15 protein-coding genes are annotated in these 19,969 nt (G+C 64.9%); 9 read left to right on the plus strand and 6 right to left on the minus strand.

Features of this window, described 5'->3' with window-relative positions; all coding sequences use genetic code 11:
* Positions 1–35 precede the first annotated feature (35 nt).
* On the plus strand, positions 36–2,519 hold the full coding sequence (locus tag R0232_RS16750; protein ID WP_243721569.1) for a DNA repair protein: 2,484 nt from the start codon (positions 36–38) through the stop codon (positions 2,517–2,519).
* A 51-nt stretch (positions 2,520–2,570) separates the two neighbouring features.
* Here the strand turns inward: R0232_RS16750 and R0232_RS16755 are convergent, their stop codons facing one another.
* A complete protein-coding gene (locus R0232_RS16755) occupies positions 2,571–2,879 on the minus strand; it encodes a hypothetical protein (RefSeq protein WP_060987327.1) in 309 nt (102 codons plus the stop codon).
* Positions 2,880–3,420: 541 nt separating this feature from the next.
* Between R0232_RS16755 and R0232_RS16760 the strand changes: the two genes are divergently transcribed.
* The gene (locus R0232_RS16760) at positions 3,421–3,633 is read left to right on the plus strand and encodes a hypothetical protein (protein ID WP_060987328.1); all 213 of its coding nucleotides are present in this window, start codon (positions 3,421–3,423) and stop codon (positions 3,631–3,633) included.
* Positions 3,634–3,727: 94 nt separating this feature from the next.
* On the opposite strand, the gene R0232_RS16765 is transcribed toward R0232_RS16760, so the two are convergent.
* Positions 3,728–4,240, minus strand: a complete 513-nt coding sequence (locus tag R0232_RS16765) for a hypothetical protein (RefSeq protein WP_060987329.1) — start codon at positions 4,238–4,240, stop codon at positions 3,728–3,730.
* A gap of 111 nt (positions 4,241–4,351) precedes the next feature.
* On the opposite strand from R0232_RS16765, the gene R0232_RS16770 reads away from it, so the two are divergent.
* Positions 4,352–4,597, plus strand: a complete 246-nt coding sequence (locus tag R0232_RS16770; RefSeq protein WP_431512811.1) for a hypothetical protein — start codon at positions 4,352–4,354, stop codon at positions 4,595–4,597.
* On the opposite strand, the gene R0232_RS16775 is transcribed toward R0232_RS16770, so the two are convergent.
* Positions 4,568–4,792, minus strand: a complete 225-nt coding sequence (locus R0232_RS16775) for a hypothetical protein (protein ID WP_060987331.1) — start codon at positions 4,790–4,792, stop codon at positions 4,568–4,570. The genes R0232_RS16770 and R0232_RS16775 overlap by 30 nt on opposite strands.
* A 1,600-nt stretch (positions 4,793–6,392) precedes the next feature.
* Positions 6,393–11,435 (minus strand): DEAD/DEAH box helicase, encoded by a 5,043-nt coding sequence (locus R0232_RS16780; RefSeq protein WP_296335979.1) that lies wholly within the window; start codon positions 11,433–11,435, stop codon positions 6,393–6,395.
* Positions 11,436–11,886: 451 nt separating this feature from the next.
* Between R0232_RS16780 and R0232_RS16785 the strand changes: the two genes are divergently transcribed.
* Both R0232_RS16785 and R0232_RS16790 read left to right on the plus strand, forming a co-directional pair.
* Positions 11,887–12,798 (plus strand): AbiJ-NTD4 domain-containing protein, encoded by a 912-nt coding sequence (locus R0232_RS16785; RefSeq protein ID WP_060986651.1) that lies wholly within the window; start codon positions 11,887–11,889, stop codon positions 12,796–12,798.
* A gap of 49 nt (positions 12,799–12,847) precedes the next feature.
* Positions 12,848–14,224 (plus strand): hypothetical protein, encoded by a 1,377-nt coding sequence (locus R0232_RS16790; RefSeq protein WP_431512812.1) that lies wholly within the window; start codon positions 12,848–12,850, stop codon positions 14,222–14,224.
* 71 nt (positions 14,225–14,295) lie between these two features.
* Here R0232_RS16790 and R0232_RS16795 read toward each other — a convergent pair whose 3' ends face one another.
* Together R0232_RS16795 and R0232_RS16800 are read right to left on the minus strand one after the other, a co-directional pair.
* Positions 14,296–14,970 carry a hypothetical protein gene (locus R0232_RS16795; protein WP_060986648.1) on the minus strand — a complete coding sequence of 225 codons (675 nt, stop codon included), beginning with the start codon at positions 14,968–14,970 and terminating at the stop codon, positions 14,296–14,298.
* Between the two features lie 308 nt (positions 14,971–15,278).
* Complete coding sequence (locus R0232_RS16800; protein WP_060986647.1) at positions 15,279–15,611, minus strand: hypothetical protein; 333 nt, start codon at positions 15,609–15,611, stop codon at positions 15,279–15,281.
* Between the two features lie 622 nt (positions 15,612–16,233).
* Between R0232_RS16800 and R0232_RS16805 the strand changes: the two genes are divergently transcribed.
* The 4 genes from R0232_RS16805 (at position 16,234) to R0232_RS16820 (ending at position 19,969) form a co-directional block, all read left to right on the plus strand.
* Positions 16,234–16,737: a hypothetical protein gene (locus R0232_RS16805; RefSeq protein WP_431512813.1), complete on the plus strand. Its 504-nt coding sequence runs from the start codon at positions 16,234–16,236 to the stop codon at positions 16,735–16,737.
* A complete protein-coding gene (locus tag R0232_RS16810) occupies positions 16,730–17,674 on the plus strand; it encodes a nucleotidyl transferase AbiEii/AbiGii toxin family protein (RefSeq protein WP_431512814.1) in 945 nt (314 codons plus the stop codon). The genes R0232_RS16805 and R0232_RS16810 overlap by 8 nt, the downstream gene beginning before the upstream one ends.
* 111 nt (positions 17,675–17,785) lie before the next feature.
* Positions 17,786–18,649 carry a DUF5131 family protein gene (locus R0232_RS16815; RefSeq protein ID WP_013722621.1) on the plus strand — a complete coding sequence of 288 codons (864 nt, stop codon included), beginning with the start codon at positions 17,786–17,788 and terminating at the stop codon, positions 18,647–18,649.
* Between the two features lie 36 nt (positions 18,650–18,685).
* Positions 18,686–19,969 carry a three-Cys-motif partner protein TcmP gene (locus R0232_RS16820; RefSeq protein WP_066788249.1) on the plus strand — a complete coding sequence of 428 codons (1,284 nt, stop codon included), beginning with the start codon at positions 18,686–18,688 and terminating at the stop codon, positions 19,967–19,969.

The raw sequence follows: 19,969 nt of genomic DNA on the forward strand, positions 1-19,969 counted from the left end.
CCCGGCCTCGCGGGAAACTGGGATGCACCAATTCCATGGAGATCATCGCCATGCAACTTCTTTCCCTGACCCTCAAGGGCTTTCGCGGAATCCGCGACGGCCTGGGGCTGGATGTCCTGACCCTGGACTTCGAGGCCCTGTGCGATGGGGCCGAGCTGGTCGCCATCGTCGGCGCCAATGGGCGCGGCAAGACCACGGTGCTCGACAACATGCATCCCTACCTCACCATGCCTTCGCGCTCGGCAGCGGCAGGTGCGGGCGGCTTCAGCTACTACGACCACGTCTTCCTCCCGGAGAGCGAGAAGGATCTGGTCTGGGCCTTGGAGGGGCGCAGCTACCGTTCCCAGATCGTGATCCGGCTCAATGGCCGACGCCGGACGGAAGCCTTCCTGTTTGTTCTCTCCGATACGGGAGCATGGCGCCCGGTGATTCTGGAGGACGGCGCGGTATCGGACGGCAAGGTGGACACCTATACGCGCTGCGTAGAACACCTGTGCGGCAGCGCCGATACCTTTTTCACCTCGGTCTTCGGTGCCCAGGGCAAGCGCCAGCTCAGCGACTACCGCAACGCGGAAATCAAAACGCTGCTGGCCGACCTGCTGGGCCAGGAGCACATCCGCGAACTGGGCCGCAAGGCTGGCGATACGGCCAAGTTCCTGAAGGCGGGGCTGGTAGCTGTGCGGCAGGAAACGCTCGGCATGGACGCCGAGGCCAGCCGGCTGGAGGCAGCATGGGAGGAAATTGCGGATGCGCCTGCCCTGGCTGGGCGAGCCCAGGATGCCGTGACAGCCGCAGCCGCCCAACTGGAAGTCGCTCGGCATGCCTGCGCCAAGGTCACCGCGCAGAGTGACCATACCCGTGAGGCCGATGCCCGGCGGGCCCAACTGCTGGCGGAGCGGGAAGCAGCGCAGACCGCTGCTCGTAGCGCGATGCAGGAGCTGGCGGATCGGGAGAGCGGGGAGGGCCTGCGGCTGGAACGCCTGACCCGCCGGGCGGCTCAGCGGCAGGCCCAGGCCGGCCTGCGCAGGGAGCGTCTGAAGGGAGTGCAGGCGCAGTGCAATGCCTTGCTGGCCAGCGAGCCTCTGGTGCGGCGCGCGATTCGGCGCCTGCCGCTGGCCGAACACCTTCTGACGCAGCGCGCGGAGCGCGTTCGTCTGGCGAGGATTCAGTTGGCAGACCGGGAGCAGGGCCGCGGCCAGTTGCGGATGCTGGCGCAGCGAGTGCAGGGCATCGAGCGCGAAGCGGGGCAGGCGGCCCTGCAGGCGCAGGCACTGCGGCGCCGTTTCGGCCTGACCGCCGAGGTGCCCTGCAGCGGCATGCCGTTGCAGGGGCGCTGCCAGTTGCTGGCCGACGCCCGCGAAGCCCAGGCGCTGATTCCCAGTGCTGACGCGGTGCTGCAGCGGCTGGCCGACGAGAAGGCCGGGGTCGAGCGTGAGGGCCGGGCCGTCAAGGCACGCGTCTTGGCCATGAATTCCGTTGGGGCCCAGTTGGAGCTGTCAGAGCGGAACCTGGAGCGTGCACGGGATCGGGCATCCACGTTGGCGCTGCTTGCAGCGAAGGCCGACGACATGGAGGTTGCCCGGCAGCGTCTTGCCGACGCGCGGGATGAGCTGACAGGCCTCGGTGTGGCCGGCGGCGAGGACGGTTCGGCCGAAGCCCGCGCAGAGCGGGAGGAGCTGGAAGCCATCACGGCGGCGATGCAAGCCATCGGCACACAGCGGCAACAGAAGTCGGCCGGACTGCAGCAAGCGCTGGCCCGACTGGATGGAGTGCTGGCAACGCTGCCCGAGCCCTTCGACCACAAACTTCTGTCCGCAGCGAATATGGCCCTGGATCACGCCGTCACCGTGCACGAGGCCGCGCAGCGCGCCCATGTACAAGCCCTCCAACAGGTGCAGAGCTTGGCCGCACTGCGCCAGCAGCGGGAGGCATTGTCGGAACGCCAGGCGGCGGCCCGTCGGCGCAGCCAGCGTATCGAGAATGCCATCGGCGACTGGGCCCTGCTGGCACGCTGCATGAGCAATGACGGCCTGATCGCCCTGGCGATCGACGACGCGGGGCCGGCCTTGTCGGGTCTGGCGAACGACCTGCTGCTGGCTTGCTACGGCCCGCGCTTTACGGTATCCATCCTTACGCAGGCGGAGACGGCCAAGGGGGAGAAGCGGGAGGATTTCGACATCGTGGTGCACGACGCCGAATCGGGGGAAAGCAAGAGCGTGCGGCTGATGAGCGGAGGGGAGAGGGTCTGGATCAACGAATGCCTGGTGCGGGCCGTCGCGCTGTACCTGGCGCAGACCAGCGAGCGGCGCTATGAAACGCTGTTCTCGGACGAGGCCGATGGCGCGCTCGATCCTGAACGCAAGCGCATGTTCGGAGCAATGAAGCGGGAGGTGTTGCGGCTCGGAGGCTACCGGCGCGAGTTCTTCGTCTCGCAGACGCCCGAGTTGGCGGGCATGGCAGATGCAGTGATTGACCTGGAGGCGCTGCGGATGGACGCCGGTGCCGTTCCCGTCGAGTGATGGCGATGAAGATGGGCCAGTCCCCGGCGCCGAGTCGGCACCGGGGCGTTCTCATAAGAGGGGATCTTGGGGAGAGAAGGTCGGCAGTCCCTCGACGGCGGGGGCCTCGCTGTCGAATTTGAGCCAGATGATTCCGGCTCGCTCGGCGGCCTCGAAAATTGTTGCCAGGTCGGATTCCGCAGGCGAGCGATAGCGTGGTGAGCCTACGAAGACGAAGCCTCCGAAGTCGGTCGGGTAGGCATTGACGGACAGTTCGTCGTCTCGCAGCTTTTGCCGCGTGGCCGGCGTGAGATGGGTCAGCGAAAGCGCCGCCAGAGGTTCAGCCAATTCGCGCAACTGTTCAATGCATTGGGTGTGCATGGGGGTTACTCCTTGTGGGGCGATGCCGGCATGGGGTTCGGGAAGCCTTGTGGACTTCACCAACCCTGCAGAGGTAGGCCATCATGAGTGTCAACTTTCCCAGAAACATGGTTTCGGCACCGATGATGCGGTGCTGCACGAGGACGGCGTCCCCGGCGGGAATGTGGTGCGCAACGGTTGTCGGCACGGTGGTCTTTGCACGTAGCGATTGCGGCGCCGGCGACTGGCCGGAGGGCCTTTATCTGAATAGAAAGTGGGTTTGGGCAGTGTCGCCCTGGCCTCGCTGCGTCACAAGGGGGAAAACGTGTGCAGGCAGTAAACCGCGGTGAAAAACCGCTCATTCATTGCTGAATTCGGATGGCAATTGCACGCGGTGTCGCGAATCGTCAATGCCGAGAGAGTCTGATGCATGCCACTGCCGGTCTTGTGACACTCAAAAGTCACTCCGGTGTCACTCAAGATATTTTTTGATCAGGCTCCGCCAATTCGCCCTCAAGTTTGTTTTTTGGCGTCAGTATGGTGAGCATCAAGGGGGTTCACCATGATCCGCCTGGGCGCGCAGATCCGTTTGACGAGCAAGGAAATCGAGTATTTCCAATGGCTGACCGACATCGAGCCGGCCGGCATCCGCACGCTCGCGGATCTCGATGCGTATGTGGCGAAGTGCAAGGCGCACTACTGGGGCGTGTCGCACGACACGCAGTTCCTGCATTGGATGATCGACCAGGAGGTTGCGCGTTGCCTCGCGGCCTGATGGCGTGAGCGCGGTGGGGATGGGGGTGTTGTGCCTTTGGCGGCAGAAACACCGAGTTCCCCCGGCCATGGGCCAGGAGAACTTGGTGCCAGGCTCAGCCGTTGGCCTGAGCCGCTCGTGGAGCCGCATCCATCGCCTCGACAGCCACCGGTGGGGCGGGTGTCTCTGCAACGATAGATCGCGCCTTGAACGCCGCGCGTGCGGCGCGGACCTTGGGGCTTTTGCTCAAACGCTGAACCTGCGCAGCGGCCGGCTCAACGCTGCTCTCGGGCAGGCATGCTGCGGCGAAGTCACTTCCCCGGCCGATGGCACGGCGCGCGTTGGCTGGGAATCGGACGAACAGTCCACTGAGCAGCCAGCGCACGAACTGCCCGAAGCGCTGATTGCGCGCCTCGCGGGCCTGGTGCAGGCGCAGCGATTCGCGGCAGCACAGGTACAGCGCCAGGTGCTCGCGCTTCATTTCGATGTCGGCTTCGAGCTGGGCCGCCACTTCGGCGGCGATCGCCGGATCTTTGCCGGCGCGCCGGTAGAAGGACACCCAGGCGCGCTCTTCCTCGAGGCCGATGGCATTGCGCTTGGGCCGGGCCCGGGAAGCGTTGAGAGTCATGGTCGTTACTCCTTGCTTGAGGGAAGCACGCGCCAGGCCCCATTCGGGAGGCGTCAGTCTCCCAGGGGTTGCGGCGGTGTGCTGCCTTGCTAAGCTGGCATCCCACACGCCTTGAAAAGCCCACACATGCTTCGTGCAGGCCACTCACTCCGGTTCACGCCCACCGAAACCGATGAACTCCGAAAGCTCGGCATCGGTGTCGGCGGGGCGCGAACGCAAGACGATCTCGACCAGGCGCTGGCCCAATGGGCCGGCACGCTGGCCGAGGAACGTCCGGAACTGCTGGAGAAGATCGCTGCGGCGATGGCGCAGGCGAAGGGAGCCCCGTTACCCGCGCGTTTGACACGGGTGCGCTGAACTGCCTCGCTGCACGTTGACCTGGGCAATGGTGATCCAGCGGTCGGCGATCCGGTCCAGATAGACCAGATCGTCGGCCTCGATCTCACCCGCCGTGCGCAGGCGGGCGATGACTTCCTTGACCAGAAACGGATCGTCCCGGGCCAGTTCGACGACAGTGGCGGCAATGCGCCGGCGGTACAGGTCGACCGTCATGGTCAACCTCCCGCACGGCACGTAGCACACGGGAGCCCCATGCACTTGCCAAGGCAGGGCAGGGGACGCAATAGCAGCGCGAGGTTGCGCTGCGGAGCGGGCAGGGGGCTGGCGAGGCCAGTCCCGCCCAACAGCACCGGAACACGGTGCAATGCTCTGACTGCAGGGATAGCAGACATGGGGTTCTCCTTCGGTGAAAAAGGGGAACGCCCAACCCTGGCGGGGACTGGGGTCCCCGTTCGGGTGTGCCTCGCTGGCGCGAAGCGGCTCGGCACCGGCCTCGAGGGCCGGCATGGGATGAGGGCCCTACGCCTTGCGGCAAGGGCCCTTGCTCAGTAGCGCGCCACGGTGAGGCGGCGCGTCACAGAGAAAGGTCGGCGCCGACGCCGACGGACGCTCTCGGCAGCCGAAGCCGCCGCCCCGGCAGAAGCCAGGGAACTCGGGGCAGGTAACGACTGCGACGCCAGCGGAGCCGGACTTCGGCGCGGCCGAGGCCGCGAGGAAGGCTTTATGGACGCGATGTCCATGGGAAGCCTCTTCAGTATGGCGAGTACGCGGCTATATGCTCATCAGGCAGGGAGACACCCACCGCAATCGACGGTTTGGTACGGTGGTTGCGGGTGGCTATCCTCCCGCGTATCCAGCGCCTGGCTGTTGACTCGCTGCGAAACCGACCGCCACATCGTCGGGGCCGAACTCTGCGAGCAGCGTGTGCCGTCCACGCCACGTAATTTTCTAACTGAACTGGAGGCCCGACTTTGCCTTGGACTAACGACCTTCGCCTATGGACTCAAGACCTCTACATGGCCTGTCTGGCCACAAGCGGAATTCCTCACGCTTCGACGGGCGTCGCGGCGATACGGCCGACGATTCGGGGGCACACGCAGCTTGGCGTCAATCCGTTGGCACCCCCTTCCGTGCAGCACCACCCGAGTCGAAACGTGGCTCGGGCGAACTTGCACAACGCCGACTACAGGAGGGCGCGAGGCCGGTTCGCGTCGCGGCTCGCCCGCGCACTGTTAGTTGATCTTTACACAGTACTAGACATCGAAATTCAAGCCCGCTCGATTGCCGTTGGCAACAACCCAAACAGTGGCCTTGAGGCCAACGTCGCGAATCTGAAGTTGAACTGGACGCCTTACCCCTGGGCGTACGCGAGGTGTGTTGAGCTTGCTGCAGTCCGAAACTGCATCGTGCACAACAACCAGACGTGGCAGTCCGCTCAGATTAACCGGCTCTCGTCGATACCAAACTTCCCATATTGCATGCCACAGATCGGCCAGCCTATCGAGGTCGAACTGGCACACCTATTCGTCTACAAGAGCTCAGTACGACAGCTCCTAAACCTGTAGCCTTATGTAGCCGGTTCAAGTACTTTTAGGGCAGTGGCGCCTTCCCCCACGCGGTGACCTGTAGAAGTGAGCCGCAGAGCGTGTCCAGCGCGAAGACCTGGGCCATGAAGTCCATGCGCATGTCGCGATGGGCTTGCAAGGGGCATTCCGCGCATCTCCAGGGAGTGAAACGCCATGCAATTCGGCGCCGTCCGATTTCATCGCGCAAGAAAAAATGCCCCGCCACCTTTCGGTAGCAGGGCGTGAACTCAGGCAGCCTGGCGCATCGCTTCGCCGTCCAGGCTGGCATTGCCGGCCTCGTCCTTGTCGAGGTCGAGCTGTTTGAGCAGCTCGCGCTGGCGCACCAGCAGGGTGGTCAGCCGCACCTCATGCTCGAACGGCCGGGCCAGCTCCAGCTGGAGGTCTTCCAGCCGCTTGCGCCGCAGGGCGAGCTGTTCGCCCGTCCTGGACTGCTGCTCGCCGACCGAGGCCAGCGCCGCCAGCAGCGCGGACACCAGTCCGGGCCCGGTCTGGTAGGGCTCGGCGTCGTAGCGGCAGCGCCCCGCGAGGAAGAACGCCGGGACAGCCTCGGTGCCGATGGCCTGCAGGCCCAGCTCGAAGCCGCCGAAGCGGCCCAGGATCTGGCCCGACAGCAGGGCTCTGCCGTGGATCGCGGCGCGCGAGGTTTTGACGAGCTCGCGCAGGGCGTCGCCCATGGCATCCGGCCCGGCAATCCGCCGGCCTCCCAGCTCCACGGCGATCTGCGCCATGGTCTGAGGCTCCGCCTGGGCCACATCATCCACCTGCAGCATCAGCTTCTGCTCCAGCGACTCGATCAGCATGGGCAGCCGTCCCACCTCGCTCTCATTGGCCCAGCGCTGGTTGCGCCAGACCGAGAACAGGGCGGAGAGCTTGGCCACCTCCGCGTCCACGCCGGCCTTCTCGATCACCATCGGGTTGCCCGAGGCGAGCGCCTTGACCTCCGCGTAGCTCAGCGTGGCCAGCTCCACATCCTCGATCGCCCGCAGGCCCTTGTCGCCGCGCATGACCTGCGCGATGAAGCGGGCCTTGGTCTCCAGCGTCTGCCACATGTAGGCGTCGAAGCTCTGCTCGGTCACGTAGCGGAAGATCTCGACCTCCTCGCATTCGTTACCCTGGCGCAGGATCCGCCCCTCGCGCTGCTCGACGTCACAGGGGCGCCACGGCGCATCGAGGTGGTGCAGCGCCACCAGGCGCGTCTGCACGTTGGTGCCCACGCCCATCTTGCCGGTCGATCCCAGCAGCACGCGCACGCGGCCCTCGCGGACCGCCTTGAACAGCGTGGCCTTCTGCGCGTCGGTCTCCGCATGGTAGATGAATGCGATCTCCCGCTCGGGAATCCCGGCATCCACCAGGCGCTGGCGCAGGTCCTCGTAGACGCTGAAGGCCTTGCCGCCCTTGGGGCTGGACAGATCGCAGAACACCAGCTGCGCGCCGCGGAAGTCCGCCGTACGCTGCCAGATCGCCAACACCTCGCGGGCGCAGGCTCCAACCTTGCCCTCCGGATTGAACCGCGCCGCAGGCGCCACCAGCCGGAAATCCAGCGCCGCCGCCCGGCCGTCGTTCGTGACCGCGAGCATGTTGTCCTCGGTAGGGTCGACGTGGCCGTTGCGGATCGCCTCGGCCCGCGCCACCAGCGTCTGCACATAGGCCTTGAGCGCCGTGCTGGCAGGGCAGGCCACCGTGCGCGTCTTGCCGCCGCGGAGCCTCGGCACCGGCAGGTTCAGCATCTCGGCGGTGCGGATGTCCGCGACCTCCCCGAAGACAGCCATCAGCTCCGGCACATTGATGAAGCGCGCAAAGCGCGTGTGCATGCGGTAGCCGCTGCCGTCCGGCGCGATCTCCAGCGCCGTCACCGACTCCCCAAAGGTCGCAGCCCAGGCGTCGAACTGCTGCAGGCCCAGCTCCTCCAGCCGCCGGGGCTGCAGGTAGCGCTGCATGGTGTGGATCTCGGCCATGGTGTTGGCCACCGGCGTTGCCGTCGCGAAAACCACGCCGCGCTGCGCGTTGCCATGCAGCTTCATCGTGTAGCGGGTCTTCAAGTACAGATCGAACGCACGCTCCGAATTCGAGAGCGGCAGACCCGCGACCCGCGTCATCTTCGTGAACCTATAGAGGTTCTTGAAGAGGTGCGCTTCGTCGACGAACAGGCCGTCGATCCCCAACTGCTCCCAGGTCAGCAGATCGTCCTTCTTCCGGTCGGCGGCCAGCCGCTCCAGCCGTGCCTTCCAGCTTTTCTTCTGCGCCTCGAGCTGCTTGATGATTCGGTTGCTCCGGTCACCGCTTTTCTCGGCGCGCACCGCCATCTCTATTTCATGGATGACCTCCGCGATGTAGTCCTCGGTGAATTGCGGCGACATCCGGATGCGCTCGAAGCTCGAGTGCGTGATGACCACCGCGTCCCAGTCGCCTGTGGCGATGCGCGACACCAGCTCGCGCCGGCGGTCGCCTTCCAGATCCTCCTTCCCGGCCATGAGCACCGAGGCCTGCGGGTACAGGCGCACGAACTCGGCCGTGTACTGGGCCAGCATGTGGTTGGGCACCACGTGGCAGGGCTTGGACAGGAAGCCCAGGCGGCGCATCTCCATGCTGGCGATCACACACACCGCGGTCTTGCCCGCGCCGACCACATGGAACAGGCCCACGTTGCCGGTCTGCACGGCGCGCCAGACGGAATCCCGCTGGTGCGGATGCAGCTCGAAGCACTGCGAGAACCCCGGCAGCTTCAGGTGCGAGCCATCGAAGTGCCGCGGCCGCGTGGCGTTGAACAGGTCGTTGTAGACCCGGCACAGCTGTTCGCGGCGCTCGCTGTCCTCGAAGGCCCATGCCGCGAAGCGGTCCTTGAGCGCCCCGAACTTCTCCCGCGCCGCCAGCGTTTCCGCCGGATTGACGTGGTAGCGGTCCGTGGCCGGATCACGGTCGCGCACCGTCGGCACCTGCACATTCAGCGCGGCCTGCACCAGCTCGATGGCGTTCATCCGCGCCGTGCCCCATTCCTGGGTCACCTTGACGTTGTGCCGCGCGCTCCATTCGGGGTAGGTCACCGACCAGGCCCCGGCCTCGGCCGAGTACGACACCTTGCAGTCCTTGAGCTCCAGCATTTCATGGATGAAGGCCTCGACGTCGCCCGCCGGTATCCAGACCGCGCCCAGGCGCGGCTCGATGGAAGCGGGCGGCAGGTCCTCGGGCTGCACGCGCTCCAGCGCTTCCACGTTGCGGCGTAGGGCAGGGCCCGAGAGGGCCGCCTGCTTGAGCCTGGCCTTGACGTTGCCCGACAGGTAGTCGTCCGCAGTCTTCCAGGCGCCGTCGGACGGATCCAGGAAGATCTGTCCCGCGTCGGAAAGGGCAGCAAGCACTTCGTCCTCGGGCGCCGACAGCAGCCGGGCCATGTAGCCGGGATCGACCTGGCCACGCCACTGCACCGATGCCGCCAGCGCCTCGGTGGGCTCGGCGACCGCAGTCGGGGCAGACACCCTGCGCAGCGTGCGCTGGGTGAACAGCGCCGCCTTGCGAGCGGTGTCCGACTCTTCGTCGTAGTGCTCCAGCGACAGCAGCAGCGGGTAGTCCGGGTCGCGCCGGAAGGCCAGCGCGTTGGCCCGGGTGCTCAGGCAACCGTGGCGCGACACATAGCGGTCGTAGGTGCCATTGAGCATCGCCCGCAGCTGCGCCAGCCCTTCGTCGCCGTCCTGCGCCAGCTGCGCATCGAGCAGCGCCCGGGCATGGTCCCGGATCGCGCACATGCCCGCGATGCGGGCGCGCTGGGTGGCATTCAGGCTGTCATGCAGGTCGACCAGCTCGGCGCCTTCGACCCGGTGCACGCGCCCATGGTGGACGCGAAAGCTCCCGGGCCGCGCGCCGGGTTCGGCCGGCACGGCGGCGCGCACGGACGCGAGCACCACCGGCTTGGCCGGGGTATACACGCCGCTGGGCAGCAGCGCGATGCGCTCGGCCAGCGCCGGCTCGAGGTCGCCCTCGAACACCACGGTAGGCACTTCCTCGTAGCCGTTGCTCTCCTGCGTGACCTGGCCGATGCAGAACGCGGGGTTCCTGGCGTACCAGGCGTTGATCTGCAGGTATTTGTGCGGGCAGCGCGGGTGGCGCAGCCCATCCGGAACCAGCACGCGTTCCATCCAGGCACCGCTCACGGCCTCGCCGGGGTGGCGCTTGCGCAGGAACAGCATGTCCGTCTGCACGTCGGTCGAGGCGAGGCCGTCGAAGGCGCCCCGGGGCAGCCGGATCGCGCCCAGCAGCTCGGCCTGCGACGCCACGTACTCGCGCACGGCGTCGTCGCGGGCCTCCATCGTGCCGGTGCTGGTGATGAAGCACACCAGCCCGCCGGGGCGGACCAGGTCCAGCGCGCGGCCGAAGAAGTAGTTGTGGATCCGGAACCGCGCATAGGGCTTGGGGCCCGCATCGGCGGCGGGAAAGTTGCCGAAGGGCACGTTGCCGATCACCAGGTCGAACCAGTTCTCGGGTAGCGCCACCTTCTCGAACGGCGCGATGCGCACGTCGGCGCCGTGCGGCGCGTACAGCGCCTGTAGCAGCCGGCCGGAGAGCCGGTCGATCTCGATGGCGGTGACCGCGCTGCGCTCGGCGAGCGCGCGGGGCATCACGCCCAGGAAGTGGCCGACGCCGGCCGCGGGCTCGAGCACGCGCCCGCCGGTGAAGCCGAAACGCTCCACGGCCTGCCACATGGCCTCGATCACATGGACCTCGGTGTAGTGGCTGTTGTTGACCGAGGCCCGGGCCGACGCGTAGTCGTCGGTGGGCAGCAGGGCCTGGAGCTCCTCGGCGCGGCCGCGCCAGGACGGATCAGTGCCTTCGAGGTTGAAGGCAGCGGGCAGGCCGCCCCAACCTGTGAAGCGCAGCAGCTGGCCGCGCTCGGTGGCGTCCGGGGTGCGAGGCGCCAATTCGATGCCCTGCAGTGCGCGTGCGGCGGCGAGGTTGGCTTCGAACTTGGTGACGGCGCCGTTCAGACCGCTCAGGTGCTCACGGCGCAATGGCGGCCAGAGAGGTCGCGGCTCATCGCGCTTCGCACCGATGACGACGCGCCAGCTTGCACGCGTGGGCGAGCTGGGGCGCTCGCTGTGCACTTCGGCGTCGGTTTCGGTCCCAGCAAGCACGCCGGCCGCGCTGGTGTCAGCGGTGGCTTGGGACGCGTCGGGCGCAAGGTGTTCGGCAAACAGATCCGCCTCGGGGGGCAGATCGGGAAGCGCAGGTTCGTCGGGGTCGAAGCCCGGCAGCCATAGGGAAGGCGCGGTGGTGCGTGCCATCGGTGGTTCTCCGAAGGAAGGCGGGGAACGCACCGACCCCATGGGGGAGGCGAGCTCCCCGGATGGGATGAACAAATGCACGGAGCCATGCGCCCGCAGTGCGGGCGCATGGCGCAAAGTGCGTGATGAAGGGACAGCTCAGGGCTGCCGTGGCGTGGAGGCGGGTATCGACCGCGACGCCCGAGCGGACTCGGGAACGCCCGTGGGGCGTGCGTTGGCCGGAGCCAGGATGCGAGGAGCAGTGTGTGGCGCGGCGGGCTCCGGCCGCGAGTTCCTGGAGCGGCGCCTGCGCAAGCGGCAGCCCACCGGGAAGAAACCCCGTGGCGCTGTACGTCCCATCCCGGGAGTCAACCGTGAAATGCGGGGCGATACCATGTCAATGGCGTCGAGATTCGACATCGATATCCGCTGGAAAAGGCGGGTCGCAGACGCTGATGACCAAGGATGTTCTATGAGTGACTACTTCAGCGACCGCGAACTGGGTCCCAAAGCCAGGGTCGAGCAGGAGATGGGCCCTGTGACCTGGGCTGGTATCGCGGCGCTCGCGGCTTCATTGGCCAATAGCGGGGCCTTTGGGGCGAGCTATCCAGAGCGTTGCCCCGATGGGCAGGCCATCTGCGGCAATGAGATATCCGATCTGAAAAGCGCCATCGAAGCTGAACTCCACGGCTTGACATGGCCACTGCCGACCGACCAAATCGATGAGAAAAGCTTCATCCGCACCCGCGAACCGTGGGCGCCGCCGACCTTGGTGGCGCTGGACTTCGTGGAGTTCGTTTGGCGCAAGGTGGCGCTGCCTGTCGTTGGCTGGCATCACGACTATCACCGACACCACCACCTCACGTTCGACATCGAGGCTGGGCGTTCGGCATTCCGTTCGGACGTGAACCGGATCCTGGCTCGCAATGGCATGGCCTATGAACTGGGAGAGGACGGTGGGATGCGGCGTTTGTTGCCGGCCGTGCTCGGGGAGGCTCTGGTGCGGACCTACTTCCGGACCGGGGATCGGACACTGGACGTGATGCTGGAGGAGAGCCGGACGAAGTTCTCAGACCCGGATCCCCTGATTCGGCGTGAAGCGCTTGAGCGGCTGTTCGATGCCTGGGAGCGCATCAAGTCCCTGGCCGATGCCAACAAGGCCAAGTCGGTTCAGCTGATCCTGGACAGGTGCGCTTCCGAGCCCGCGTTCCGCGAGGTTCTTGAGAAGGAAGCGCGGGAACTCACGCAGATCGGCAACGGCCATCTGTTGCGCCACCATGAGCGCAACCAGACACCGGTGATCGATGTCGACCATGTGGACTACCTGTACCTCCGGTTGTTCGCATTGGTCGAGTTGGTCATTCGCCGGAACTCGCCGCGCTAGGAAGCCGATCGACGATGGCACAACTACACCGACCACCACCCTCGAGACATTGCGCGACGCGATCGCCGAAGCCTTGTGGGGCGCCGTGAGCGCGCCCGCGCTGCCCGCCGCCTGCATTGCCCTGGGCCTGCGCGACGGCGATTCGGCCGAGGCGATGAACAGCAAGCGCAAATACGTGCGCAGCCGCATCACAATATTCAAAGGGCCAGAGCTGTTCGCGCTGGCGCAGCGCGTGGTGGAGGAGTTCGGAGCTGCGGACCTGGCGGACTACGTGAGTGAGCTGACGACGCATGCCGATCACCGCATCACGGATTTCACCCGTCGCGCCGTACTTGCGGAGTTGGTCTCAGCGGGAGAATTGTTCGGCAACCTGCCAGTCTGGGACGGCGTCGCGGTGCTGTGTCCGGACCTCGAAAAGCCCGCTCAGTACTCGACCAAGTTCGCGGCCACGCTGCGAGACGACATCCAGCGGCACTATGTTGAAGACAACGATCTGAACAATGCCGAACTGCTGGAGCTGTGTGGCGCACTGACATGCTCGCAGCAGCGTTTTGTCGACATGCTGGAAAAGGTTGTCGATCCTGTCTGCCGCCGCGGGCCGGAGCAGGAACGCCTCGTTCAAGCGTTGAACCAGCTGCTGGTGGCCGACGGCTTCGTGCTTGTCGTCATCGGCGAGGTCTCGCGGCATCCGCAGTACGGTGTGCGCCGCGCGGCCAGTGGGGTGGCCGGCGCGCCGAAGAACCTGATCTTTGCCGCGATCAACTGCAAGCCGGACCTGTATTTTTCTGACGCGATCAACAACGACGTTGCCATCGCCAACGATTCCGACGCCTTGATCTACGACCGTGTGCTGTCCGATGGCGGCCTTCGCTGGGACGCTCTGGTCGACTGGTGGCGCGACCGGGAACGGCACGAGGAGGTGGCGGACGCCAGGAAGAGCCTTTTCGTGAGGCTGCGCGCCGCGGTTCACGCCGCCCAGTCGCCGGGCGAAGTGGCTATCTTTGAGGCCTACTACGCTCACTTCGCGCGAAGCATGGGCGACAAGCTGCCGGCGCTGATTCCTCAGGTCTACCTGCACTACGACCCCAGGACGGCGTCGGAGCGTGGCGCCGGCTGCGTTCTCGCGAGGCAGCGCATGGACTTTCTGCTCCTTCTGGGGCATGGCGTCCGTGTCGTGGTCGAGGTGGATGGCAAGCACCATTTCGCCAATGGAGAGGTGGCGTCGCCGGCGCGGTATGCAGAGATGGCTGCGGAAGACCGCCGCCTGCGCCTGCAGGGCTACGAGGTCTATCGTTTCGGAGCCGCCGAGTTTGCGGATGTTGAGCGCGTTGATGGGCGTTACGCGGTGGGGCCACGTTCGAGACAGCTCATCGTGGACTTCTTCGAAAAGCTGTTCGCCCGGCACCTGGATCGCGCGAGCGCATAGTCGCCGCTGACGCGCACAGCGAAGCCCAAGATGGGACTCTCGGGTCCGCCGTGCGGCCTGCGGTTCAGGCTTCACTGGAAAACACGGGGCTCGACGGTCTCGCCGCACATGAAGGCAAGGTAGCCGCCCGCCTTGCCGATATCCGCAAAGCAGGCCACGACGGTTCCGTCAAGCAACAGCTGCCAGGGCCGGTCGGTTTTGTCACGATCCTTGCGGATCGTAAGGTCGGGCGTGCGATAGGCCGGGTGCCGGTAGAGGTCGCGGCCCGATCCCCAGTCGATCAGGCGCAGTAGGCAATTCGTCAAGATGGCCGTGCCACCACCATCGGCGCCGGCCGCGATCAGCAACGGCACTTTCGTCATGCCGCCAGAACGGCCGATCCGGCCGACCACATCGTGCTCGTCCAGCCAGCAGCGGCCGGTAGCGGTGTCGCCCTGCACCAGCCGCACCTTGCAGCCATCGCGGCGACAGATCTCCAGCGCCCGGGCCGCCTTGGGATCGGTGCCCGGGTCGAAGTAGGTCTGCAGTGTCAGCTGTGAACGGCCCCAGGCGGCGATGGCGGCCTGGTACTTGGCGTAGCCGTCCAGCGAGCCGTGGTCGCTGGACGCGAAGGCCAGGTCAGGCCGTTGCAGCCGGGCGGCGATTTGGTCGGCATGGCTGCGCGCGTTGTCGAAGCCCAGGCAGGTGTAGCCATCGCCGCAGGGGATGACGTACAGCCGTTGCTCGGCATTCAGGGTCACGTTCATGGCGGGTTCCTTGAGGGTTGGGGCAGAACCCGCCCCCCAGCGGAGCGAGCCCCGCCGGGTTGGATTGGAAAAGCAGATGCCGTGGCATCCACCCGATGCTTCGGGCGACCAGCCGTTGCGGCTGGGCCCGCACCGTGGTGACGAACAGGCGCCGCAGCGCCGTCACTGCGCCAATGGTCAGGGATGCGCAGGCGCCGACCTCGGCCATGCCGGGTCGCACACCAGGATGCTGACGAAAACCAGGCAACCGCTGGTGAGGATGGACAGGTGGCGGCCTGTCGACGGACTCGGTACGCGGGGTTGGGTATTCAGCCCGCGTGCAGAACGACCGAAGGCCGGTCGAAGTGGTGTTCGACCAGTCGGTTGCCGACGTTGAAGCATTGATCCAGGAAGATGCCTTCGATCAGGCTGGCGGGAGGCTCGATGCCCAGGCTCGCCAGTTTGTCGGCCACGGTGTTGATGTCCGTCCAATCCAGGCCAGGGTCGCCCAGACTGTCGTAGACGAACGCTTCCTCCTGATGGGGATCCGCATCGTTGTCGTGGATCACGTGCAAATACAGCTCACGCAGAGGCCGGTCGTAGCCGGCCACCACGGTGAGCTTGCGGCCCTGATGGATCAGGTGCAGGAGGTGGCGGCTCATGCTGGCCGTTCCAGTGACGCAGTCGCTGCAGCAGGGGCGGGGCGCCTCGGACGGCGGGTGCGGCTGAAGTCCATGCCGCACTGGCGGCAGCGGAACCAGGTACGCAAGCCCAGCGCGCCGAGTAGCGCACCTTCACCTGGGCAGAGGGGACATGCGGGGGCATGGCGATGAGACATATGGGTGATCTCCAGAAAAAGCGGGAACACCCTCCCCACGGGAGCAGTGTTCCCAGGGGGATATGAAGCGAAAGGGCGGTTGTCCTTTCTCAGGCAGGTGACGACTGCGACGCCCGGCTGGGCCGGGAGGGCTTACGCAATGCAAGCAGGGGAATTTCCAGTATGGCTGCAATGCCACAAGATCTGTGGCGCTGGCGATCCGAAGTCAACCGGTAAGCGTCTGGATCGATGGCCGAATCACGGTGGCATAGGTGTCCGAGCTGCGCCTGGGCTGCCCCCGATGTCTGTGGAGCGTGGAAAAGCGGTAAAATGCATGAAATTTCAATGAGAAACTAGCCATGCCTGCCGTTGCTCAATCTCCTGTTGTCTCCTTGCGAGGCGGGGCTGCACACCTTGCTGGCGAGTTGCAAGCCGGGCGCGTTTACCGGAGGGAGGATCTTGCAGGCTTGTCCACGGCAGTGGATCGGCATCTGCGTGAACTGGTGGCTACCGGAAAGCTGAAGAAGCTGGCCCAAGGTCTGTACCACGCTCCGAAGCAGTCCAGCTTTGGTCCACTGCCGCCGGCCGATGAGCAAGTGGTGGGCGGGTTCCTGCGCGACAAAGATTTCCTGGTGTTCTCTCCCTCGGCTTACAACGCCGTGGGTCTGGGTACGACCCAGCTCTACAACCGCACGCTGGTCTACAACCACAAGCGCCACGGCGTCTTCAAGCTCGGCAATCGGCAGTTCGACTTCAGGATGAAGCCGCGCTTTCCCAGGAAGCTGACGCCGGAGTTCCTGTACGTGGATCTGCTGAACAACCTGGACGAACTGGCTGAGGACCGTGATGCGGTCTTGCGGCAGGCGCGCAGCAAACTGCCTTCATTTGATCCCGCCCGTCTGCAACGCGCGGCTGACAGCTTTGGCAGCGTGGCCACGCGCAAGCGTCTGCGGGAGTGGGTGGATGGCTGAGTTCCTACACGAACGACGAGACTTCGATCAGTTGCTGTCGGTGGTTGCAGACGAGCGCGGCGTCGATCCCGTGCTGGTCGAGAAGGACTACTGGATCATGCATTGCCTGTGGGGCCTTCAGGCGCAGGGCTTTCAGTTCGAGTTGAAGGGCGGTACGTCCTTGTCGAAGGGGTTCGGTGTCATCCACCGCTTCTCCGAAGACATCGACATCCGCATTGAACCTCCCGCTGGCATGGACGTGAAGACGGGGCGCAACCAGGACAAGCCGGCGCATGTCGAATCACGGCGGGCGTACTACGACGCGCTGGCAGCAAGGATTCGAATTCCGGGCATCGACAGTGTTGAGCGCGACATGCAGTTCGACGACGACAAGATGCGCAGCGCAGGCATCCGCATGATCTACGCACCGCGTGTCCCGGCGCTTGCTGGCGTCAAGGACGGCATCCTGCTGGAACTCGGATTCGATGACACCGCCCCGAACCGGCCCGTCACGATCTCGTCGTGGGCGCTGGATGTAGCCATGGAGCGCGGGGTCGCGGCGGGGGACAACCGCGCGGTGGCCGTGCCGTGCTATGCGCCCACGCACACCTTCGTCGAGAAACTGCAGACGATCTCCACCAAGTACCGCCGACTCGATGAAGCCCAGGCGTTCCCAGGCAACTTCCTGAGGCATTACTACGACGTGTACTGCCTACTGGAGTTGGATGAGGTCCAGGCCTTCATGAGGACGCCGGCCTACCAGGAGCGCAAGGCGCAGCGGTTCCGAACCGGCGATGACCAAGCCATTGCCCGCAATCCTGCTTTTTTGCTGGCCGACGCCGATCAGCGTCAGCGATTCGCGCAGGAATATCGCAAGACAGCCGCGCTGTACTACCAGGGGCAGCCTGACTTCGAGGTGCTGCTGGACAGAATCCATCAACACATCGACGTCATGTGAGAGGGCGAGGGCTTGATGCGGCGATTTCCGAATTCGGTGCCTTCCCATGTCTGCATGTCGCTGCTGTACAAAAAACCAGTGCATTGTTACGATGCATTAAGAGAGTGAACAATGGGAAAAGACACCCGTATCGAGTGGACGCACCACACCTTCAATCCATGGTGGGGTTGCGTGCGCGTGTCCGATGCGTGTGACCATTGCTATGCCGAAACCTGGGCGAAGCGCCTGGGGGAAGACGTTTGGGGCGCAAAGTCTGAGCGACGCTTTTTCGGCGATGCCCATTGGAAGGAGCCCCTGAAGTGGGACCGGGAGGCCAGGGAGAGCAAGACCAGACGGCGCGTGTTTTGTGCGTCCATGGCGGATGTATTCGAGAACCGCAAGGATCTGGTTCCGCATCGGCTTCGCCTTCTGGACCTTATCGCGGCAACGCCCCATCTTGATTGGCTGCTCCTGACTAAGCGAATCCACCTGGTGCGCAAGCAACTGCCAAAGGGCTATGAACTGCCTTCCAACGTTTGGCTTGGTGCGACCGTCGAAAACCAGGATGCCGCAGGCAAACGGCTGAAGTACCTTCTGGAGTTCGAGACGCCGGCAGTCCGGTTCCTGTCCTGTGAGCCTCTGCTCGGGCCCCTGGATTTGCGCCAGTGGTTGAAGGCACGGGAGGGCGGCACGCGTGTGGATTGGGTTATCGCTGGCGGCGAGTCGGGGCCAGGGTCGCGTCCCATGGATCCGCAATGGCCTGAAGATCTGCGCAAACAATGCAATGCGGCCGGCGTCGCCTTCCATTTCAAGCAATGGGGCCACTGGGCGCCCATCGAGCAAGCCGCCGACGCCGTGACGGGCCGGACCCCGATTCACATCGTCAGGCGTGATGGTTCAGAGATCAAACTCGCCGCTGTCGGGAAAGGCAAGGCTGGCCGCTCTTTGGGCGGCCGGCATTGGGATCAGTTTCCGAGCACGGGAAACACGGTGTAGTGTCGATCGACTTCAGTACCGCAGAAAGGCTTGCACTTGGCAAAGAGTCACTACGATTGGAGGAACGGACCGGCAGAGATCGATCCGCACAGTGTGACGAAGCATGAGGTGCTGGTTGGCTACCTGATTCGGTACTTCGAGCAGCGAACGCTCAATGCCCGCGGGCGTGAGCGACTCCGCATCACGTTGGTTGATGGATTTTGCGGGGGCGGTCTCTACACGCTCAAAGGGCTGGGTACGGAAATCCTTGGCTCGCCGCTGCGTATGCTGGATGCCGTCCGGGAGGCCAGTCTCCGCGTCAACGCCCAGAGAACGAAACCCATCGATCTGGATGTGCGGTACATCTTCATCGACAAGGATGCTCAGGCACTGTCGCACCTGAAGCAAGTCTTGCATGACAGAGGATACGGTGCACAAGTTGGCCAATCCATTCACGTCATTCATGACGACTTTGTCTCGGCGTCGCCAGCCGTGTTTCGGTTGATTGAGGCTCACACCCCCCGAGCACACACGGCGCTTTTCTTTCTGGATCAGTATGGTTACAGCGATGTGCCGGCGCCGCTGATTCAAAAGATATTTGCTGAATCACCGAAGAGCGAGGTGGTCCTGACGTTCCATGTCTCGGCTTTTGCCACCTACACCAACGATGAGTTCACGGACAAGGTTTCTGGAAAGCTGGCCATTGACATCCGTGCGGCGTTGGGAGGTAAAACGATCGAGCAAATCAAGGAAGAGAACTCGACGGATTGGCGGCGCTTCATTCAAGCCGCTCTGTACCATGCCTTGGTGAAAGATTGTGGAGCTGAGTACTTCACGCCGTTCTTCATTCGTGGAGAAGGGAGCGGTCAAGGCGAGTACTGGCTTGTCCATCTTTCGCGGCATCCGCGTGCGCAGGATGTGATGAAGCAGGTGCACTGGGAGCACCAGAACCATTCCATCCACTACGGTGGTGCGGGCCTTGACATGCTTGCGACCCACATGATGGGGTTCCGCCAGGAGTTCGAAGGGGGATTCGTGTTCGACGATGTGGCGCAGAGCCTGTCTGCCGATGTGTTGCCCCAGCACCTCGCGGAGAATATTTTTGGGCGAGGACAGCCGGTGCAGATCGGCGAGCTTTATGCCTCGACCTGCAATACGTCCCCGGGCACCTCGCTCATGTACAAGGACGCGCTTGAGCGGTTGTCCGGTGAGAAGGACATCGTCATTCGATCGGAGGATGGGGCGGTTCGGCGGCTTGCGCGATACATGCGGGATACGGATTGGATCGAACGAAACCGGCAGGGCGCTCTATTCCGCACTCCGCAAAGAGGTGGGCAGTGA

Origin of the sequence: Variovorax sp. DAIF25 (assembly GCF_050711835.1) — a bacterium.
Lineage (GTDB): Bacteria > Pseudomonadota > Gammaproteobacteria > Burkholderiales > Burkholderiaceae_C > Variovorax.

Coding starts and splice junctions, on each gene's coding strand:
- R0232_RS16750 (WP_243721569.1), top strand. CDS start 36: ATGGAGATCATCGCCATGCAACTTCTTTCCCTGACCCTCAAGGGCTTT.
- R0232_RS16755 (WP_060987327.1), bottom strand. CDS start 2,879: ATGCACACCCAATGCATTGAACAGTTGCGCGAATTGGCTGAACCTCTG.
- R0232_RS16760 (WP_060987328.1), top strand. CDS start 3,421: ATGATCCGCCTGGGCGCGCAGATCCGTTTGACGAGCAAGGAAATCGAG.
- R0232_RS16765 (WP_060987329.1), bottom strand. CDS start 4,240: ATGACTCTCAACGCTTCCCGGGCCCGGCCCAAGCGCAATGCCATCGGC.
- R0232_RS16775 (WP_060987331.1), bottom strand. CDS start 4,792: ATGACGGTCGACCTGTACCGCCGGCGCATTGCCGCCACTGTCGTCGAA.
- R0232_RS16780 (WP_296335979.1), bottom strand. CDS start 11,435: ATGGCACGCACCACCGCGCCTTCCCTATGGCTGCCGGGCTTCGACCCC.
- R0232_RS16785 (WP_060986651.1), top strand. CDS start 11,887: ATGAGTGACTACTTCAGCGACCGCGAACTGGGTCCCAAAGCCAGGGTC.
- R0232_RS16795 (WP_060986648.1), bottom strand. CDS start 14,970: ATGAACGTGACCCTGAATGCCGAGCAACGGCTGTACGTCATCCCCTGC.
- R0232_RS16800 (WP_060986647.1), bottom strand. CDS start 15,611: ATGAGCCGCCACCTCCTGCACCTGATCCATCAGGGCCGCAAGCTCACC.
- R0232_RS16810 (WP_431512814.1), top strand. CDS start 16,730: ATGGCTGAGTTCCTACACGAACGACGAGACTTCGATCAGTTGCTGTCG.
- R0232_RS16815 (WP_013722621.1), top strand. CDS start 17,786: ATGGGAAAAGACACCCGTATCGAGTGGACGCACCACACCTTCAATCCA.